At 52.4% G+C, this 17,344-nt stretch carries 14 protein-coding genes; 3 read left to right on the top strand and 11 right to left on the bottom strand.

Going from position 1 to position 17,344, the window contains the following annotated elements:
• Position 1: 1 nt before the first annotated feature.
• From glpT to tctD, 5 genes are all read right to left on the bottom strand, one after another.
• Positions 2-1,354 carry a glycerol-3-phosphate transporter gene (glpT, locus tag CSK29544_RS11600; RefSeq protein ID WP_007897472.1) on the bottom strand — a complete coding sequence of 451 codons (1,353 nt, stop codon included), beginning with the start codon at positions 1,352-1,354 and terminating at the stop codon, positions 2-4.
• Positions 1,355-1,690: 336 nt separating this feature from the next.
• Positions 1,691-2,887, bottom strand: coding sequence for a nicotinamide mononucleotide deamidase-related protein YfaY (locus CSK29544_RS11595; RefSeq protein ID WP_007897466.1), 1,197 nt, complete (start codon positions 2,885-2,887; stop codon positions 1,691-1,693).
• Positions 2,888-2,980: 93 nt separating this feature from the next.
• Positions 2,981-3,523, bottom strand: a complete 543-nt coding sequence (locus CSK29544_RS11590; RefSeq protein ID WP_004388515.1) for a YfaZ family outer membrane protein — start codon at positions 3,521-3,523, stop codon at positions 2,981-2,983.
• A gap of 141 nt (positions 3,524-3,664) precedes the next feature.
• On the bottom strand, positions 3,665-5,101 hold the full coding sequence (locus CSK29544_RS11585) for a sensor histidine kinase (RefSeq protein ID WP_007897464.1): 1,437 nt from the start codon (positions 5,099-5,101) through the stop codon (positions 3,665-3,667).
• Positions 5,082-5,762, bottom strand: a complete 681-nt coding sequence (gene tctD, locus CSK29544_RS11580; RefSeq protein WP_004388278.1) for a transcriptional regulator TctD — start codon at positions 5,760-5,762, stop codon at positions 5,082-5,084. The genes CSK29544_RS11585 and tctD overlap by 20 nt, the downstream gene beginning before the upstream one ends.
• 272 nt (positions 5,763-6,034) lie before the next feature.
• Here tctD and CSK29544_RS11575 point away from each other — a divergent pair, with 272 nt between their 5' ends.
• From CSK29544_RS11575 to CSK29544_RS11565, 3 genes are read left to right on the top strand one after another with little or no spacing between them, the layout of a single operon-like run.
• Positions 6,035-6,397 carry a GtrA family protein gene (locus CSK29544_RS11575; protein WP_029039583.1) on the top strand — a complete coding sequence of 121 codons (363 nt, stop codon included), beginning with the start codon at positions 6,035-6,037 and terminating at the stop codon, positions 6,395-6,397.
• Positions 6,394-7,323, top strand: a complete 930-nt coding sequence (locus tag CSK29544_RS11570) for a glycosyltransferase family 2 protein (RefSeq protein ID WP_029039584.1) — start codon at positions 6,394-6,396, stop codon at positions 7,321-7,323. The genes CSK29544_RS11575 and CSK29544_RS11570 overlap by 4 nt, the downstream gene beginning before the upstream one ends.
• On the top strand, positions 7,316-8,779 hold the full coding sequence (locus CSK29544_RS11565) for a glucosyltransferase domain-containing protein (RefSeq protein WP_071844247.1): 1,464 nt from the start codon (positions 7,316-7,318) through the stop codon (positions 8,777-8,779). The genes CSK29544_RS11570 and CSK29544_RS11565 overlap by 8 nt, the downstream gene beginning before the upstream one ends.
• Before the next feature lie 56 nt (positions 8,780-8,835).
• On the opposite strand, the gene CSK29544_RS11560 is transcribed toward CSK29544_RS11565, so the two are convergent.
• Genes CSK29544_RS11560 through CSK29544_RS11535 form a run of 6 tightly spaced genes read right to left on the bottom strand, consistent with a single transcriptional unit; the run spans position 8,836 to position 17,306 of the window.
• Complete coding sequence (locus CSK29544_RS11560; protein WP_029039586.1) at positions 8,836-10,824, bottom strand: tail fiber/spike domain-containing protein; 1,989 nt, start codon at positions 10,822-10,824, stop codon at positions 8,836-8,838.
• A gap of 56 nt (positions 10,825-10,880) precedes the next feature.
• A complete protein-coding gene (locus tag CSK29544_RS11555) occupies positions 10,881-13,358 on the bottom strand; it encodes a host specificity factor TipJ family phage tail protein (RefSeq protein WP_029039587.1) in 2,478 nt (825 codons plus the stop codon).
• On the bottom strand, positions 13,345-13,761 hold the full coding sequence (locus CSK29544_RS11550) for an NlpC/P60 family protein (RefSeq protein ID WP_042391617.1): 417 nt from the start codon (positions 13,759-13,761) through the stop codon (positions 13,345-13,347). Before CSK29544_RS11550 ends, CSK29544_RS11555 begins: the two co-directional genes overlap by 14 nt.
• On the bottom strand, positions 13,724-14,194 hold the full coding sequence (locus CSK29544_RS11545; protein ID WP_029039589.1) for a hypothetical protein: 471 nt from the start codon (positions 14,192-14,194) through the stop codon (positions 13,724-13,726). The genes CSK29544_RS11550 and CSK29544_RS11545 overlap by 38 nt, the downstream gene beginning before the upstream one ends.
• On the bottom strand, positions 14,194-14,691 hold the full coding sequence (locus CSK29544_RS11540) for a hypothetical protein (protein ID WP_023899332.1): 498 nt from the start codon (positions 14,689-14,691) through the stop codon (positions 14,194-14,196). The genes CSK29544_RS11545 and CSK29544_RS11540 overlap by 1 nt, the downstream gene beginning before the upstream one ends.
• On the bottom strand, positions 14,691-17,306 hold the full coding sequence (locus CSK29544_RS11535; protein WP_029039590.1) for a tape measure protein: 2,616 nt from the start codon (positions 17,304-17,306) through the stop codon (positions 14,691-14,693). The genes CSK29544_RS11540 and CSK29544_RS11535 overlap by 1 nt, the downstream gene beginning before the upstream one ends.
• Positions 17,307-17,344: the final 38 nt, after the last annotated feature.

The following is a 17,344-nucleotide window of genomic DNA, read 5'->3' as shown; positions in this document are numbered from 1 at the left end:
CTTATCCGCGTTTCGCAAGCGTTGCATGGTGGTGTTTATGCTCACCGACCATCACGATAATCAGTAGTAATACCGCCAGAATGCTGCCGCCAATCATCACCATAAAGCCGCCATCCCAGCCGAAGAAATCGACGGTGTAGCCGACGATAGCGCTCGCCGCCACCGAGCCGCCGAGGTAGCCGAACAGGCCGGTGAAGCCCGCCGCGGTGCCCGCCGCTTTTTTCGGTGCCAGTTCCAGCGCATGGAGACCAATCAGCATTACCGGGCCGTAAATCAGGAAGCCGATGACAATCATGCAAGCCATATCAATGTTTGGGTTGCCCGGCGGGTTGAGCCAGTAAACGATAGTGGCAATAGTCACCAGCGTCATAAAGAACACGCCCGTCGCACCGCGGTTGCCGCGGAAAACCTTGTCCGACATCCAGCCGCAAATCAGCGTGCCGGGGATGCCTGCGTATTCATAGAAGAAATATGCCCACGAAGATTTATCCAGCGCGAAATGCTTCACCTCTTTTAAGTAAGTCGGCGACCAGTCGAGGATGCCGTAGCGCAGCAGATAAACGAAGACGTTCGCGATGGCGATGTACCACAGCAGCTTATTCGGCAGCACGTACTGCATGAAGATCTGCTTCGCGGTCAGCTCTTCTTCGTGCTTCTCGTTATAGTCGTCCGGGTAATCATTTTTGTACGCTTCGATAGGCGGCAGACCGCAGGACTGCGGCGTATCGCGCATCAGGGCGAAGGCGATAATCGCCACCAGAATCGCCGCTAACGCAGGCATATAGAGCGCGGCGTGCCAGTCGTTAAACCATGCCATGCCGAGCAGGAACAGCAGCGGCGGAATACCGCCGCCCACGTTATGGGCGCAGTTCCACACGGAGACAATCCTGCCGCGCTCCTTCTGCGACCACCAGTGCACCATCGTGCGTCCACACGGCGGCCACCCCATGCCCTGGAACCAGCCGCACAGGAACAGCAGCACAAACATCACCATAATGCTCGACGTCGCCCAGGGAACGAAGCCCATAAACAGCATCACCGCCGCCGCCAGGATCAGGCCCGCGGGCAGAAAGACGCGCGGATTTGAGCGGTCAGAGACCGAACCCATGATGAATTTCGAGAATCCATAAGCGATGGAAATGCCCGAAAGCGCAAAACCGAGATCGCCGCGCGAGAAGCCCTGCTCCACCAGATACGGCATCGCGAGGGCAAAGTTTTTACGCACCAGATAGTAAGCGGCATAGCCGAAGAAAATCCCCATAAAAATCTGCCAGCGCAGGCGACGATAGAGCGGATCTATCTCGCCGTCAGGCAGCCTTGCGCGATGCGGGGCGGGTTTAAAAATACTTAACATCTCTGTCTCCTGCTGATGAGGTTTATATCTATTCGTTTTACTTATGTTTCCTTTGCGAGCGTGATAGTAGGCAAAATGGATTATTTATGCTGTGAAACGTCGCACAAAATGTTACAGAAATATGACATTCGAAAACAAAAGCGCAAATTTTTGCCATGTATTTTCGAATGGTGCGCGTTTACTTTCGATTAAGCGCATAAAAGAGAAGGAAAATGCGCGGCGTGAGCGCCAGTACGCTAAATGGAAAACAGAGAGGGGAATAGAGCGCAGAGCAGCGCGTCTGGATGTTCAGCAGATAACGGACGCCCGGCTCTGCACAGGCGCCCCGTTGCAGTGTCAGACCGTGTGTGTTTCGACTACCTGCACCCAGCCCTGGCTTGCCGTCACGTCCTGGCCGTTCAGCCAGCGGCGCACCAGCGTCAGCGCCATCATGGCGCAAATTTCCTGGCGGATATGCAGCGCGTAGCGGCTGGCGTTAAAGCGCAGGCGCACGGCATGGGTGCCCTGCGGCGTGGTGAGCGCGATGTTAATCTCGTCGTCTTCCACGCTCGCGATGCTCAGCGCCAGGTCGGCGAGATGACGGCTGCGACGATCAACGTTCCAGTGGGCGGTCTGCGCCAGCGTCTCCACCTGGGCGGGCAGCACTTCGCTTGCCAGTAGCGGCGCGTCGGCCCCCGAGAGTTGCAGCGCCAGCAGGCCCGCGGTGAACTGTTCGCTTAACGTAATGCTGAGCTGCTGCTCGCGCAGGCAGCGGGCGATCTGGGCAGGCAGCGTTTCGGTGCCTTCAAAAATCAGGCTGTCGCCCGCCACTTCACGCACTTTTGGCCAGATGGCTTCCATCTCCGCACGCCGCGACGCAGGCCCGGTGAGTTTGAGTTCGATAATCGGCGTGGAGGAGCGGTAGCCCATCACGACATCCGGCGGCAGCGGCAGCGTATCGAGCGCGGCGGCGAGGTCGCTTTCAGAGCGGCCAAAGGTGGTGAGACGCAGACAGAGCGGGGGTTCGGGGAGCGTAAAGCGCTCGCGCAGGCGCGGCAGGATCTCATGCTCCACCATGCGCTTAAATTCAGACGGCACGCCCGGCGTGAAGAAAATCAGACAACGATTGAGCTTTATAGCAAACCCGCAGGCGGTGCCGACCGGGTTGTCGATCATTTCGCTGCCCGCCGGCAGCAGCGCCTGTTTGCGGTTGCTGGCGGCCATTACGCGCCCGCGCGCTTCGAAAAAGCGCTCCATCTGCGCGAGCCAGCCTTCGTGCAGCACCAGCTCCACACCTGCCGCGCGGGCCGCCGCTTCAGCGCTGAGATCGTCGCTGGTCGGCCCCAGGCCGCCGTTGACGATTAAAATATCGGCGTGCTGGCTGCGCTCGGTCAGCGCGGATACCAGCGATTCCAGGCTGTCGCCAACGGTGTTGCGGCGGGTCAGCGGCAGTCCCTGATTAAAAAACAGATCGGCAAGCCAGGCGGCGTTGGTATCGACAATCTGACCGTGCAGCACCTCATCGCCGGTCGAGAGCATTTCTGTCTGTAGCATTATTTTCTCCGCAAGAAGGGAACGCTTTACTATAGCGCGCAGAGAAAAGAAGAAGGAGAAAAACAGGCGCAGCGGAACACCGCGCCCGGAAAATCAGAAGCCTGCGCTGACGCCCAGGTACGGGCCATCGGCCACTTTGCTGTCGCGATCGCCGTCTTTACCGGTCAGGTTAATATAGCGATAACCGGCTTCGACGCTAATCGGGCGGAAGATCGAGAAACGCGCGCCCGCGCTGGCTTCCTGGTAATCGTTCACTCCGCTGGAAAGCGAATCCGGCGAGTAGTAGTAGTCACCAAACAGTGAAAGATGCTGGCCGAGATCCCAGCGCACGCCGCCGCCGACCGCCGCCGCGTAGCCTTCACTGCCTTCTTTCGGGCTCAGGTAAACCGCCTTCACGCCCGGCGTCACCATAAACGGCCCGAGCGGCATATTGAAGCCCAGGCCCGCGCCCACGATATCGCCGTGATCGTCATTGTGCGCCCAGTTGCCGGTCAGTTGCAGACCGCTGCTTTCGGTGCCGAGGCCCACGCCCATATTGGTGTAATGCTCACCCACGGAGCCGTTGACGCTGATGGCGCTCGCCTGGGTGGCAGCCAGCAGCAGGCCGGCCATTGCTAAACGAAGTGTGTTTTTCATTCCATGTGTCTCAAAAAAAGAAAAAGTGCCCTGCAAAACGCAACGCGGCATTGTACCCGTATCGGGGCGGCAATCAACGTGAGGCGGGCGCGGCAGGCCTGCGGCACCTGAAAAAGGAGAAAACACCTATGCAGAAAAGCATTAAACGCCGCTTTGACCTGGCGCAGAGGCATGGAGAAGCAGACGCACGCGTACCAGCAGACCACCGAGCTGCTCGCCTTTTAAGAGTTCGGCGCGGGTGCGGTGCCAGCGGGCGATATCGTTAACCAGCGCCAGCCCCAGCCCGGCACCGGGGTGCGTGCTGGCGTTATCGAGACGGCGAAACGGCGTCAGCGCCTGGTCGCGCTGCGCGGCATCAATGCCGGGGCCGCTGTCTTCGACCTCAAGGCGCGCCTCCCCTGCCTCAACGCAGACGCGCACCGTCACGACGCCGCCCGCGGGCGTATATTTCAGCGCGTTATCCAGCAAATTGGCGCACAGCTCCGCCAGCAGCAGCGGTTCAGCGGCAACCCACACCGGCCCCTCTTCGCCTTCATAACCAAGATCGACGGGCTTGCTGCGCGCCTGCGGCAGCCGTGAAAAACAGCTTTCCCGCGCCGCTGCCACCAGATCCACCACATCGAGCGCGCGCGTCTCGCCGGGCTCGGCGCGCCGAAGCGTCGCGAGCTGTAATAACCGCTCGGTCAGATCGATAGTCTGATCGAGCGTCGTGCTCATCGCCTGAAGGCTTTCGCGCCACTGCGCCGGATCGGGGCTCGCCAGCGCCACAGCCGCCTGGGTTTTCAGCACGGCCAGCGGCGTTTTTAACTGATGCGAGGCGTCGGCGCTGAAGCGCTCCTGGCGGGCGATGAGCGCGCGCAGGCGGCTCATATAACGGTTGAAGGCGATAATCAACAGGCGCGTTTCCGACCACGGCAGCAGATCGGGCAGCGGCGTCAGTTCGCCGGGCGCGCGTCTGACCATCAGGCGCGACAGCTTGCGCATCGGTTTCAGCACGCGGCGCAGCAGCAGCCCGGCGAGCAGCAGCGTTAACAGCACCAGCCCGCCCTGCGAGAGCGCAGACGAGATGAGCAACTGCCGCGCCAGCAGATGACGCGACTGCAACGTCTCGGCGACATAAATCTCCGCCATGCCGTTAATGCCATCTTCATTGACCGGCTGCAACAGCCGCGCCACGCGCAACCGCTGGCCCTGATAGGTCGCGTGATAAAACCACGCCAGCGCCGGGTAAAGCTCGGTACGCGCCACGCCGCCCGGCATCGCGGGCAGATCGTCATAGCCGGAGATAACCCGCCCGCGCGTATCTTTCACTTTGTAGTAGAGGCGGTCATTCATGTTGCGCTCGACGCTATCGAGCACCACCCAGGGCACGTCCGCCTGTAATTCGCCGTGATGCACGTTGAGGCGCTCAGCCACAATACGTGCCGAGGCCAGCAGCGTACGATCGTAGGCCTGAGTTGCGGCGTTCAGCGCGCTGACATAGCTGTTTAACGCGGAAAATGCCCACAGCAGCGAGAGCGGCAGGCCGAGAAACAGCAGCAGTTTTCCGAGGAGGGATTCAGGGCGCAACCAGCTCATCGCTGCACTCCAGTACATAGCCCAGCCCGCGCAGCGTGGTGATTTGAACGTTGCTCGCCAGCAGTTTTTTACGCAGCCGGTGAATATAGATCTCAATGCTTTCCGGGCTGACGTCGTCGCTTAAGCTGAACACCTGTTCGAAGAGTTGCTGACGCGTGACCGGACGGCGGCGGCGGTACATCAGCACCGTTAAGAGCGCATGTTCGCGCGGCGTGAGCGCAAGCGGCCTGCCCTGTAGCTCGAAATAGCCTTCGTCGTGAAAGGTCAGTTCGCCGAGCCGCTGGGCCTCCTGCACCTGCCCTTCACTGCGGCGCACCAGCGCGCGCAGCCGCGCCTCCAGCTCGCTCAGCTCAAACGGCTTTGGCAGATAATCATCAGCGCCCTCGTTAAGCCCTTTTACGCGGTCGGCCACCGCGCCGTGTGCAGTAAGCAACAACACCGGCACCGCCTGCCCGCGACGACGCAGACGGCTTAATACCTCAAGCCCGCTCATGCGCGGCATTTCAATATCCAGCACCGCCACGGCGTAGCGCTCGTTTTGCAGCAGGTGATCCGCCGCCAGCCCGTCGCCGACGCAGTCCACCGCAAAGCCGGTATTCGCCAACGCTTTCTCCAGCCAGTGAGCCAGCTCACGGTTATCTTCCGCCAGTAAGAGACGCATTTTCGTTGTAAACCCATGTTTATATTGGAAGCTATTTTGGATACTTGGTTTTTATATCCGGTAACTTGTCCGGTTTAACGAAAGTAACTCAATCCATCACATGGGAATAATGCTGGCTAGTTACATATTTGCAACATGTCAGGATTATTTGTGCGGCTAGCTTAACACAACCCGGTGCAAAGCCTTGCGTGTCTCACTTCTGTCCCACTACCCGTCGATCGATGCCGCGTCCGATGCTAGACTCTTCCCCTTCAAATCTAACGGACTTAGATATGCTCAAGCTCTTTACAAAGTACGCTTCTGTGGGCGTGCTCAACACGCTGATCCATTGGGTGGTGTTCGCAGCCTGCTTCTATGCGCTAGGCACAAGCCAGGCTCTGGCGAACTTCAGCGGATTCGTTGTTGCGGTCAGTTTCAGTTTCTTCGCTAATGCTCGATTCACCTTCAACAGCTCTACCACGACGACGCGCTACATGCTTTACGTGGGTTTCATGGGATCGCTTAGCGCGGCTGTCGGATTGGCCGCTGATAAATGCTCTCTCCCGCCAGTTGTAACTCTTGTCGTGTTCTCGGCTATCAGCCTGGTATGCGGGTTTATCTATTCGAAATACATCGTCTTCAGGGAAGCGAAATGAAGATTTCACTCGTTGTTCCGGTCTTCAACGAAGAAGACACTATCCCTATTTTTTATAAAACCGTCAGAGAATATGAACCACTCAAATCGTTTGAGGTGGAAATCGTATTTATCAATGACGGCAGCAAAGACGCTACAGAGTCGATTATCAACGCGCTGGCCGTTTCAGATCCGCTCGTGGTGCCTTTGTCCTTTACTCGTAACTTCGGGAAAGAGCCCGCCCTCTTCGCCGGTCTGGACCACGCCACAGGTGACGCAGTGATTCCAATCGACGTTGACCTGCAAGACCCGATTGAAGTTATCCCGCAACTGATTGAACGCTGGCAGGCCGGGGCAGATGTCGTCTTGGCTAAACGTACAGACCGTTCCACTGATGGTCGCCTGAAGCGCAAAAGCGCTGAAATGTTCTATAAGCTGCATAACAAAATCAGTAACCCGAAGATCGAAGAGAACGTAGGTGATTTCAGACTCATGTCTCGGGAAGTCGTGGAAAACATCAAGCTCCTGCCAGAGCGAAACCTGTTCATGAAAGGCGTTCTGTCATGGGTTGGCGGCCGCACTGATATTGTGGAATACACCCGCGCTGAACGTATTGCAGGCAACACAAAATTCAATGGTTGGAAACTGTGGAACCTGGCACTTGAGGGCATTACAAGCTTTTCCACCTTCCCGCTTAGAATGTGGACATACATTGGCCTGGTGGTTGCTGGCTTTGCGTTTATGTATGGCGCATGGATGATTGTTGATACGCTGGCATTTGGAAACCCGGTAAGGGGTTACCCTTCTCTTCTGGTTTCGATTCTCTTCCTGGGAGGAATTCAGCTGATAGGGATTGGCGTTCTTGGTGAGTACATCGGAAGAATTTACATTGAGGTAAAAAACAGGCCTCGCTTTATTATCAAAAGAAAAGGGGATAACCGTGATTGATATAAATAGGGTTTATAGAAACAGGTGGTCTTTAAGTTGGTCATTCTTGTTATCTATATTATTCATACTCCCATTCGCCATTAACAACAACTACTTTGTTGATGACTGGCTAAGGTCTGACACTGGAAACTCAGGATGGGAGGAAAATGGCAGGCCACTTGCATCTTTTATGATGAGCGCCATGTCGCTATTCCCTAATGGTAAAAATGTCTTTGGTGATGGGTCGCTGTTGGATGTTTTCCCTTTAACGCTAATAATGTCATCGGTATTATTAGTCGCATCAGCCTACGCTTTTTGTGTGCAAATGGATATCACAAGCAGGCTGAAGGTTTTTCTTATATGCTCTCTGCCAGTTTGCAACCCTTTTTGGGTGGGAAACATTCAATTCAGGCATGACTCTGCATTGATGGCTGCATCTTTCTTGCTTGCTGTTTTAGCAGCTATTGCAAGCCCCAGGGGCAGGATAATGCTGCTTACCTCTTTTGCCATGTTAACTGCATCATTGAGCTTGTACCAGGCATCCATAAATGCATATATAGCGATGTCTATTTGTATAATATTTAATGATTATTTACGCAGGGATCGCTTTGACATAAAGTTGGCTTTTTATCTTGCTTTGACGATTTTAGTTAGCTACGTCGTATATTCAAAGCTGGTAATGCCAATAGCTCACCTTAGTGACTACGCAATATCCAATTCCAAAATTTTACAATTAAATAAAGAATTTCCTTTAAGGGTGTACAATAATTTTATAAATTACTTTAGGTTTTTGATTGATAATTCACCAAGATTTTATTTAACATTGTGGTTTGTCGCAATTGCCGCATCAATTGCATCATGCGTAAAAAAATTTGGATTTTCACTCAAAGCATTATATTGCGTTCTGTTTATCATTATTTTGTTTCTGTGCTCTTTTGGGGCGCTGTCTATGTTTGAGAGACCAGCTATAGCACCAAGAACCATGATGGCTTCATCAATTATTATGATGTTTTTGGTTTATATTTCTACTGGATGGTCTTCAACTGTAACAGCTACCTGTTCGTCAGCTATGATTATCATTTCTTTTATTTTTTCATACATCATATCAGGAGCGATGAACGCGGTTGAGAGAAATGATAGATTTTTAGCAACGCAAATAGCTAGCGTATACTTCAAACATTATAACGCAGATCACAAAAACATATACATAACTGGCAAACCAAGATTACCAAAATATGCTTTGCGGGTAACTAAATCATTTGGAATGGCTAGATATATGGTTATTTCCGCCTTTAATAACTATAGATTTAAATATAGCCTTATGTCTCAGTATGGTATTTCTTCTGGATACCCTGCACCGAAGATTGCAGAGGAATACGAGATTTTCTTGAGGAAAGATGACAAACAAACAATTTATTCAGACGCACTGTTTGACACTTTTTATTACAAGGATGCCATTGTTTTTAAATTTAAGTAAATACACGGGCGGTTACGCCCGTATATTTTAGATTGCTCATATTATTATGACTTATTCTAACTAAAGAGAGTCAGATCAAAGGTGTAGCTTCCCGTCAGCATACTTAACACAGCACCACCGTTGGTATAAGTGTTAAAAGTTACTGTTTTCGCTCCAATAGAAGCGATGTTGACTTGACCGGCACCAAGCATTCGAATAACAAGGTTATCTACAGCTTTTTGGGTAATGTGGCTAGGGAACGCAATAGTAAAACCTGTTGCAGAAGGTGTTACTGTTGCTGTGATTCCTTCCACGTCAGCTTTAGTAACAGCCCCAGCATTAAATGAAATTCTTGCCTTGCGAGTAAAATCAACCGTCAGATCTGTTACCACGCCAAGTCTTTGAAATACAGGAGAGCGTGATGTTGTTATTCCACGAACAGTAACATTGGATACTGCACTGCCAGTGAATGCTATCAATGGAGCAGGAGTGCCACTACTACCACCACCAATATTATCGTGAATGTTAGCTATAGTGATGTTCTGGACGCTTTGTGTATCATGCCCAACAAGGATAGGCGTTGACTCACCCGGACATGTGATCACTGCATTGCTCAACATCCCGTTATTACCGGAGATATTAAACGCAATAATGTCTGTTCGCCCTACAGTTGAGTCTTTAGGAACAGCATAGATGTTCTGGTTAGTAATAAGCCACCTGTTGGATTTGTATGTCGGTGACTGCCCTTGACCGACAGCATAAACAGGAACTCCAGCAGCGTATTTAATGGTCTGGAAAACCATGTTAGAGGCGATGTAATCAGTAATGTTGTTGTTTTCGTCATTGAAAATCATGCCACCGTTGCCGCCCTCCTGAATCGCGTTATTCAGGATGAAACGTTGAGAAGCGCGGATTGCGAGCATCCACTGGTTGCGGTCATCACGTCCAATCCAACGGCCTATCATATTGTTGGCAATAACGTTTACGTTGCCGTTAGTATCGCCGCCGGAGCCAGTGGACATATACAGCAGGTGTCGGCCGTTCGGTGCCGCCTCGACAGTTTGCATCACGTTATTGATGATGGTTTCTTTGGCGTTGTCCGTAAGAACCGAATACCCTGCACGACCTCCGCCGACATCCTCACCAGTGTGATATACCTGTTTCTCGGTAATGACGTCATTAACAATCGCGCTTCTTGCCTGGCTGACGTAAACGCCGCCGGCCAGACCAGCGAAGGAGCGAACCCCACGCACAATCAGGTTTTTGGTGTAACGTGTTAATAACGCGAACGAGGAAATTGCCTCATTACTATTATCTGTCGGAGAAGAAGTGCCGCCAGCCTGAATATCATTGATGGTTACATTGGTTGTAGGAGCTGTGTCAGTACCAAGCATCCCATACACCGCAGATTTACCAGAAGTGTCCGTGACCTTGCCGCCGCGCCCTTCCACGAACTGGTTATTTGTAAGACGATAAACCATGCGGGACTGCATTTCAGGGACATATGTATTTGAGTTAGTTGATATATCTTTATCTATCTCAACATCGCGCCCGTTAGAGAAAACCCCGGCCACGCCAGTAGCATACCCATCAGGACGTCGGTCAATGGCGTTCAAGTCGGCAGCAAGGGTTCCACGATGGTTGGTTCCAATGAGCCCTGCCCCCGTTGATGACGCCAACATTGATCTTAGTGTAGAGTCGCCAACGCTAATCCATGCCCCGACACCAGTTCCGCCTGTAGATGCAGGCGTAGATCCGGCAGGAACAACCTTCGGCAGAGGCCCATCCCAGCGGTAGTATTCACCGTCTGTTGTGTCTTTCAGGATCTGATTAGGCAATGAGATTGTTGCCCCTGCCTGGAAAGTGCCAACCGGTATCCAGCCAAACGCAGCAATAGCCTGGCGTGCCAGTTGGCTCAAGCCCTCTATTGTGTAATGTTCATTACCGAAACGGTCAACATATGTAGTGACAAGCGAAGTAACAAACTCGTCGATTTTACCGGCGTTGAACTTCAGGTCGCGCGGAGATTCACTCGGTACTGGATTATTAGTAGGTTGCGTAGCCATATTTTTTCCATAAAAAAACCCGGCGCGGTGGCCGGGTTGTGATGGTTGAATGGGTCTTATGAGTAAATAGAGTCGCTGTATTCCGAGACTGTAAGTGAGACGGTATTATCCGTGTTTGGTTTGATGCTGTTGACCGTCCATAGTTGGCTGTCCAGTTCTTCTACTGTCGCAATAAGGTAGCGCGACGGAAGCTGCACCGTATCTCCATTCCAGATATTGAGTTGAATGTTTGGTATTGCCGCGATGAATCCGTATTTAGTGTCCGCTCGAGGCGAAGCTGGGTAGCGTAACGTCGGGTTGCCCACGCTATCGGTAATCAGCACATACATATCCCCAGAAAAGGTGATCGGTTCGCTGGTATCAAAGTTATTGCCGGCGCGACCGGTGATATACCCCTGCTGCTGATTGCTGTCGTAGATATCCGGCATCTGAATGACGCTGCCGACCTGGATAATGCCGTCTTCGAACACTTTGGCGTTCATCTTCACCCGCGAGTAGATAAGGCGCCTCGTTTCGCGCATCGCACGCTCCCGCGCCTGGTACTCGTTACGGAAACCGACTATCTCCAGCTTATTCGGGTTCTCCGCCTCCTGCTCAACGATAGCGCCGTTCAGCACGCGGTAGTTGATGTACGTCTTGTTGTTGGTAGTCGGATGAACGTAGGACACCTGCACGCCATCGTAGCCGCCAGGAAGAGTGGCCTCGTACGTCATTTTGTGCTCGTCCGTCTTCATGTTGGCGCGGTTGAATACGGCCGCCGGGTAATCAACCTTTTGGTCGCGGGTGAACGTCAGCACACCGTCATCCCAATAAGCAACCACCGATGCCGCATTACAGATTGCTTGCACGCGGTCACCGAGCGAGTCGTTTTCATCGTCAAAGGTGTAGTCGAAGTAGCCCAAGCGCTCATCTGGCAGGTTTTCAGCAATAGAGTACAGCCCGTAAAGGTCAATGCTGCTGACCGACTGCTCGCCCATGATGAGCCAGGTATGCGCCACAGCATCAGCGAATGATCGCGATGGACGCAGCGTGTAATCTACAGTCTGCGTGTTCAGGTTGTAAGTGATGGTATGGCGCGTCACCAGGGCGTTATATTTGCGCTCCCGACTTCCCAGCGCGTTTTCTGTCGCCCGAACTTTTACACGAACCAGCGTGTCAGTCGGATGAACGACGTTGGTCCTGATGTTGATCGCGTGAATCTCTTCAACTTTTAGCACCGAGGCATCGCTGGAGTTATCAGTGCGCTGAAAGCTGATCGCATATTTACCGAAGCCACCTGACGGGGTTATCTTATCTGTGCGATAAAAAACTTCGCTCGTATGGTCGTGAGGAGTCCCCTGGTAATACGTGAAAGTTTGGGTCGTGCCGGGTATCTGGTTGTAATTATCGTCGATTTTCCAGATAACAACTTTCCAGTTCGTCTGTTTTTTACCGCCCAGACTAGACTGCGTGTGTAGCCAAAGCTGAGAAGATTCAACTGGCGAGAAGAATGGCCCAACAACAAGCGCTTCGTTGTCGTTGAGAATGAATTTCGTAGTGTTGATGGTGGCATTTGCCGGGATGTCCTGAGGGCCCTGCAGGTCGCTCATCGTGAAAGTGTACCAGCGAACAGGATTAGTAACCGCCCCGTTGTTAGTTTCCACCGCAGAGATAAGGGTGCCAGAGAAAGTAGCGTCAGTAGTGACATTGCCAGAAGCCGTGCTGTACGTAACGTTAATGGTGAATGTTACGGCATGCGGCAGCACTAACCCCATGAAATAATCGAAGTCGGATTGCTTCACGATTTTCATGGCTATCTGGCCGCCGGAATATGTCCCGCTGACGACTGTGTTTGCCGTCGCCGTTTCTATCGGGAAATCTCCCGCTTCGTTCTGCCCAGGCACCTCCTGTCCATCTACGTCATCGAAGCCATATCCCTCGACGATTTGGGGGATGACTTCACCGGGCTGATAAAACTGATATTCAGCCCCAGCCAGTGAGCCCAGACTCGATTCAGAGTAGCGCACAGACTCATAATCGTACTTACCGATTCCGATGCACATCCATTCTGTCACGTACTTCAGTCCGCCATCTTTATCATTCTGACGCACATATTCGAAAACAGATTCCTGAATAAGGTCAGGAAATGACCTCACCTGACCATAAATATCCGGCTTGGCTTTATAGACGCGCGCGGTATTAGTCTGTCCTGTAAGGCTATTATTTGGAGAATCTACTGTATTCCCGCCAGTGTTTGCGATAGCTGGCTTTGGCGCAAGAAAGGAAAAAACCTGCCCAACCACTTTAAAGATAGGGCTAAGAATATCTTCTACGATGCCCTTTGGCTGGTCGAAGATCTGGATTTTGTCCAGCTCGCTAAGCTCAAACGCCAGCTCATCGTCGTCCCTCAGCTTCACGCCATTGCGGATGATCAGCAGGTCACGGTGAAAGGTGGCGTCATTGGCCGCCAGCCAGTCATAAAAAAGGGTGCCGTTTGGCACCCTGTAGCGTTCTTTTGGCGTCCCTGGGAAACGCTGAATCTCAATCAACGCCATATTCGAAAAACTCCACTTTAGTGAATGCCCGCTGAATGACCAGCAACGAGTCCATGCGCACGCTTCCGTTCTCGCCGCGAGAGTGCAACGCTTGCCTGTTGAGCACCAGTCCAACATGCGCCGGTTGCGCGCCTCGGTATCCCACGAATATCCCGCCCTCAACAGGCTTCTCGACCTGACGCCAGAATACGACGTCGCCCTGATAACAGGTGAAGAAGTCCTCCCCGGCTTCGTAGTCCGGTGTCTGGTGTAGCTCAATACCGAGCACGTGGCGGTAATAGAGAACAACCAGCCCCCAACAGTCTACTTTCTCGAACGAACAGGCACGGTTTGCCCACGGCACGCCAATGACCCGCCTGACGAACTCAGAGGTACTGAAGCCCTGTGTATTCTTGCGGATCATAAAGTCGGCCTATATTGTTGTTTAACGGGTTAGTTACTGAGAGAGTCACTGATGCAGCATCTGCGTCGATATCTACCGTTTTGACGTACAGTTGCCACGACTTAATCGGCACAGAAACGTCTCCACTGTCGAATATCTGCCGCGTGGCCGTGATTGCCGTCAGACGCGATGCACCCTTCCACTTCTTCATCAGCGATTTGATGTCCGATGAAAGGCGGCCAAGTTTCACAGTGGCGTCAATCACAGGAGTCCCGCTCTGCTGGCTCTCTTCAATCTCGAAACGCGCAGGCTTGAACACCTGGCCGCCAAGCGTTTTGTCGAAGAACTGCTTATCTACCAGGCGAACGTATCCGAATGACGGGTGATAGAATGTGATTGTGTCGTATAGGCCGCGCGTCGGGCGCTGTTGTTTATATTCACGAAAGGACGGCATTACGGCACCCTCGGCAGAGATTCCGGATCACGATTATCCGGATAACCGGTCACAACAATATCCAGCCAGCTATTCCACGGCGGCGGCAGCTCAACAATGATGTCGTCAAACTCGTCGTCAGGGTTATAGAGGTGGTTCGCGATAACGGTTCCCGTCCAGGTCACCACGCCGCCGTCGATGCTCGTTTGCACAGGCATCTGCGTGAAATGAAGCTCCTGAACCTGCAAGCCACTGCCACCGATGTTGATGGGCATGCGAAACCAGTTAACACCGCGATTCAGGTAGTTCGGGCTGCGCAACCACTGCTGGAAAGCGCGTTCTTCATCAAGTGTGAAAATCCACGTCAGTGACCATGTGGTTTTGAGGTCGTCAGTAAGGTTCTGGAAAATAGCCGGGCCGACTGCTGGCTGGTCAGTCTGAAACCCGGTGTCGAAAGTCATGTTTTTGCTGGCTTTCTGCGCCAGCGGCAGCCAGTCAGGATAGTCGATAATAGCCATCAGCCCTGCCCCCTTGGCGTGCGTTTAACGTTCATATTGCTGGTTATGGCGTTGCTGATTGGGCCGCCATTGTTCAGGTCGGCAACGATAACGTCGACAGTAAGTCCTCCACTGCCGTCAGAAGTGGCCTGTGCATCTACTGATGAACCGTTATAGTTCTGAACATTTACAACGACGTTGATGCCTCCGCCTGCCTGCATATCCTTATTGCTGATCACCCTGCCGTTGTCGCCCGGAATCATATATTGCTTCCCGGTACTGGCCTGGTAAATCTCCGGCTTCCCTTTCTCGCCTACCTGGTAAAGTCCACCGGCACTCACCGGCCCACCGTTGTAGCGCATACCAGCTAAGGCCAGCCCTGATGCCAACCCGACCGTTGAAGTAATGCCTGCAGCAGCAGGAGCGGCATTACCGCCAAGAGTTGCCAATGAAGCCATTGCGGCTGCCGGAGCCCATGCAGAAGAAACAAGGGCTGCCTGAGCCATTGATGCTGCTGAAGATGCGGCACCAATCGTCTGGCCGATGATCATGTTTTTGAGCGCTTCAACACCCATTTGAACCATGCTATTGATGACACTGTTCAAAATCGTGTTGCCAAGCGACCTCATCGCATCCTGGGCATCCATTGTGCCAGTTAGCAGGCCAGTAAGAGCATTTGAGGCGTTACCCGAAAAAGCATCAACAGCACTGGTAAGCATGTTATAACCAAGGCTCTGTTGACTCAGGAGTTCCCATTGCGCCGCAGTTCTCTGTTGCTCATACTGCGTATCCGCAGCATTTTTGAGGGCCAGTGCATTTTGGTGAGCTAACAAACCTTCCTGCTCAAACTGCTGGATTAACGCCAACTCCTGAGCGTGCTGGTTTGCAAGTCTCTGGACAGGATCAACCTCACCTATAGCTGACTGCTGTGGAGTTACAACCTGTTGCGCTCTGATTTTGGCAAGCGCCACTTGGTGGTCTTGCTCAAGCTTTTCAGATGCCTGATTGTATTGCTCCTGAGATAGGATTAGCTGACCGTTAGCATCCTTCTGTCCCTTCAGGCTCTCAAGTGCTTTCTTCTGCTCTTCGTAATTAGCGTTTTCCTTTAGAATTGGCACTGCATTCTGTGCTTTTAGAGCCGCCGCCTTATCCCAGGCCGCCGCCGCATCACGCTCAACCTGAGCAATTTGTTGAGGTGTTGGATTGGTTAATTTCTGCCTGGCGGCAAGAATTGCCTGCTCTCGAGAAAGATCCGCAGTCGAGTCAGCTGAGAGGCTTGCCTTTTGCCTATACTCCTCCAGAACTTTTGCGTTTCTCTCCGCCTGGCTGGCTGACTGCTTGCCCTCTTTGTTACTTTGCTTTCTTGCTTCAGTTACCCGGTATGTCTCGGCATACTCGTCCTGAAGTGCCTTCACGCGTTTCTGGTCAGTAATCCCGGCATCGGCCGCATCATATTGAGCCTGCAACCGTGCGCGAGCCTCACCTTCAAGTTTGGCTAGTGCTAATCTGCGTTCAGAGTTTTTGACAAGCTTTTGGGTAGCAGCATCATCACCTTTGGACTGAGGTGCAGTGAATTTTTGATTTTTTTGAGCCTCAGCTGCAGCCTTTGCTCTAATATGAGCTATCTCCCCCTCAACAATTTTTAGTTGATTTGCAGCCTCTTTTCTTCGAATTTGGTAAATCGACTCTGTCTCATACCATCTTTTTGAATCGCTTAGTTCCTCGTTGTATTTTTTCTGATCGCTAATTAGCTTATTCATCCGAGATGATTCGCCAACGTTGCTATTATAGAAGTTGAGGTTATCAGCAACGCTTTGCATTAATCCGGCAAGTGTGGATGTCAGACCTATTGCTTGGTTGAGATCACTTATTGCGTTTTTAAAGGCAACATCGAGACTGTTTTTAGCTCTGTCGATGCTAACTGGCATTTTGTCGAATTCAGCGTTAACACTCTCCGACTGTTTCTGGATAGCGTTTAGCGCGTCCTGAGCGGTTAGCTTGCCTTCAAGCATCCGTTGTCTTAACTGACCAATCGAAATACCTAAACCAGCAGCTATCTGCCTTGCCAGCTCAGGCATTTGCTCCAGGATAGAGTTGAACTCTTCAGCACGAACAACGCCACCTGCAATTGACTGCCCGAACTGTCGCAGGGCATTAGACATTTCCTCAGCAGACGACCCGCCGATAGTGCCTATTTTTTGAAGTGTGTCAGTCAGGGAAAGAATCTGCGAATTTGTTGCCCCTGTTTCTTTCAGCGCTGAGGTGAGAGTCTCCCAAAGTCGCTCAGTATCTGAAAGGCTATTCCCGGTTTGAGAGGCAATGGCAGACAATGCCTTCATTGACTCTTTGGCAGCTTCAACGCTTGGACTAAGGCGCGCAACCCTGGCTTGCAGGGTATTCATCTGATCGCCAATTTCGATTAACCGCCTGGCCGTTTCTATTGTGAAAGCGCCAGCAATAGCAAGACCAACCTTATTTAATGCCCCCTCGAAACGACCGGCTGATTGTGATGACTTGTTAAAGCTACCATCCATTTGGTCAAGGCGCTGGTTAACCTTTTGCTGCGCTGCAATGAGTTGAGCAACATCCATTTCCACTTGGTAGACGATATTGCCTAACTGCTTATCTCCGGCCATTGGTGATCTCCAGAAAACAAAAAACCCGCACTTGGCGG

Source organism: Cronobacter sakazakii, from assembly GCF_000982825.1.
Taxonomy (GTDB): domain Bacteria; phylum Pseudomonadota; class Gammaproteobacteria; order Enterobacterales; family Enterobacteriaceae; genus Cronobacter; species Cronobacter sakazakii.
Note: the sequence above shows the minus strand (reverse complement) of the source record. Positions and strands in the feature narration are given on the sequence as shown.

What these genes read in the sequence shown, in the direction of transcription:
- CSK29544_RS11585 (WP_007897464.1), bottom strand. Translation starts at nt 5,101, where the DNA reads ATGAGCTGGTTGCGCCCTGAATCCCTCCTCGGAAAACTGCTGCTGTTT.
- CSK29544_RS11590 (WP_004388515.1), bottom strand. Translation starts at nt 3,523, where the DNA reads ATGAAAAACACACTTCGTTTAGCAATGGCCGGCCTGCTGCTGGCTGCC.
- CSK29544_RS11535 (WP_029039590.1), bottom strand. Translation starts at nt 17,306, where the DNA reads ATGGCCGGAGATAAGCAGTTAGGCAATATCGTCTACCAAGTGGAAATG.
- CSK29544_RS11550 (WP_042391617.1), bottom strand. Translation starts at nt 13,761, where the DNA reads ATGATCCGCAAGAATACACAGGGCTTCAGTACCTCTGAGTTCGTCAGG.
- CSK29544_RS11545 (WP_029039589.1), bottom strand. Translation starts at nt 14,194, where the DNA reads ATGCCGTCCTTTCGTGAATATAAACAACAGCGCCCGACGCGCGGCCTA.
- CSK29544_RS11570 (WP_029039584.1), top strand. Translation starts at nt 6,394, where the DNA reads ATGAAGATTTCACTCGTTGTTCCGGTCTTCAACGAAGAAGACACTATC.
- CSK29544_RS11595 (WP_007897466.1), bottom strand. Translation starts at nt 2,887, where the DNA reads ATGCTACAGACAGAAATGCTCTCGACCGGCGATGAGGTGCTGCACGGT.
- glpT (WP_007897472.1), bottom strand. Translation starts at nt 1,354, where the DNA reads ATGTTAAGTATTTTTAAACCCGCCCCGCATCGCGCAAGGCTGCCTGAC.
- tctD (WP_004388278.1), bottom strand. Translation starts at nt 5,762, where the DNA reads ATGCGTCTCTTACTGGCGGAAGATAACCGTGAGCTGGCTCACTGGCTG.
- CSK29544_RS11560 (WP_029039586.1), bottom strand. Translation starts at nt 10,824, where the DNA reads ATGGCTACGCAACCTACTAATAATCCAGTACCGAGTGAATCTCCGCGC.
- CSK29544_RS11540 (WP_023899332.1), bottom strand. Translation starts at nt 14,691, where the DNA reads ATGGCTATTATCGACTATCCTGACTGGCTGCCGCTGGCGCAGAAAGCC.
- CSK29544_RS11575 (WP_029039583.1), top strand. Translation starts at nt 6,035, where the DNA reads ATGCTCAAGCTCTTTACAAAGTACGCTTCTGTGGGCGTGCTCAACACG.
- CSK29544_RS11555 (WP_029039587.1), bottom strand. Translation starts at nt 13,358, where the DNA reads ATGGCGTTGATTGAGATTCAGCGTTTCCCAGGGACGCCAAAAGAACGC.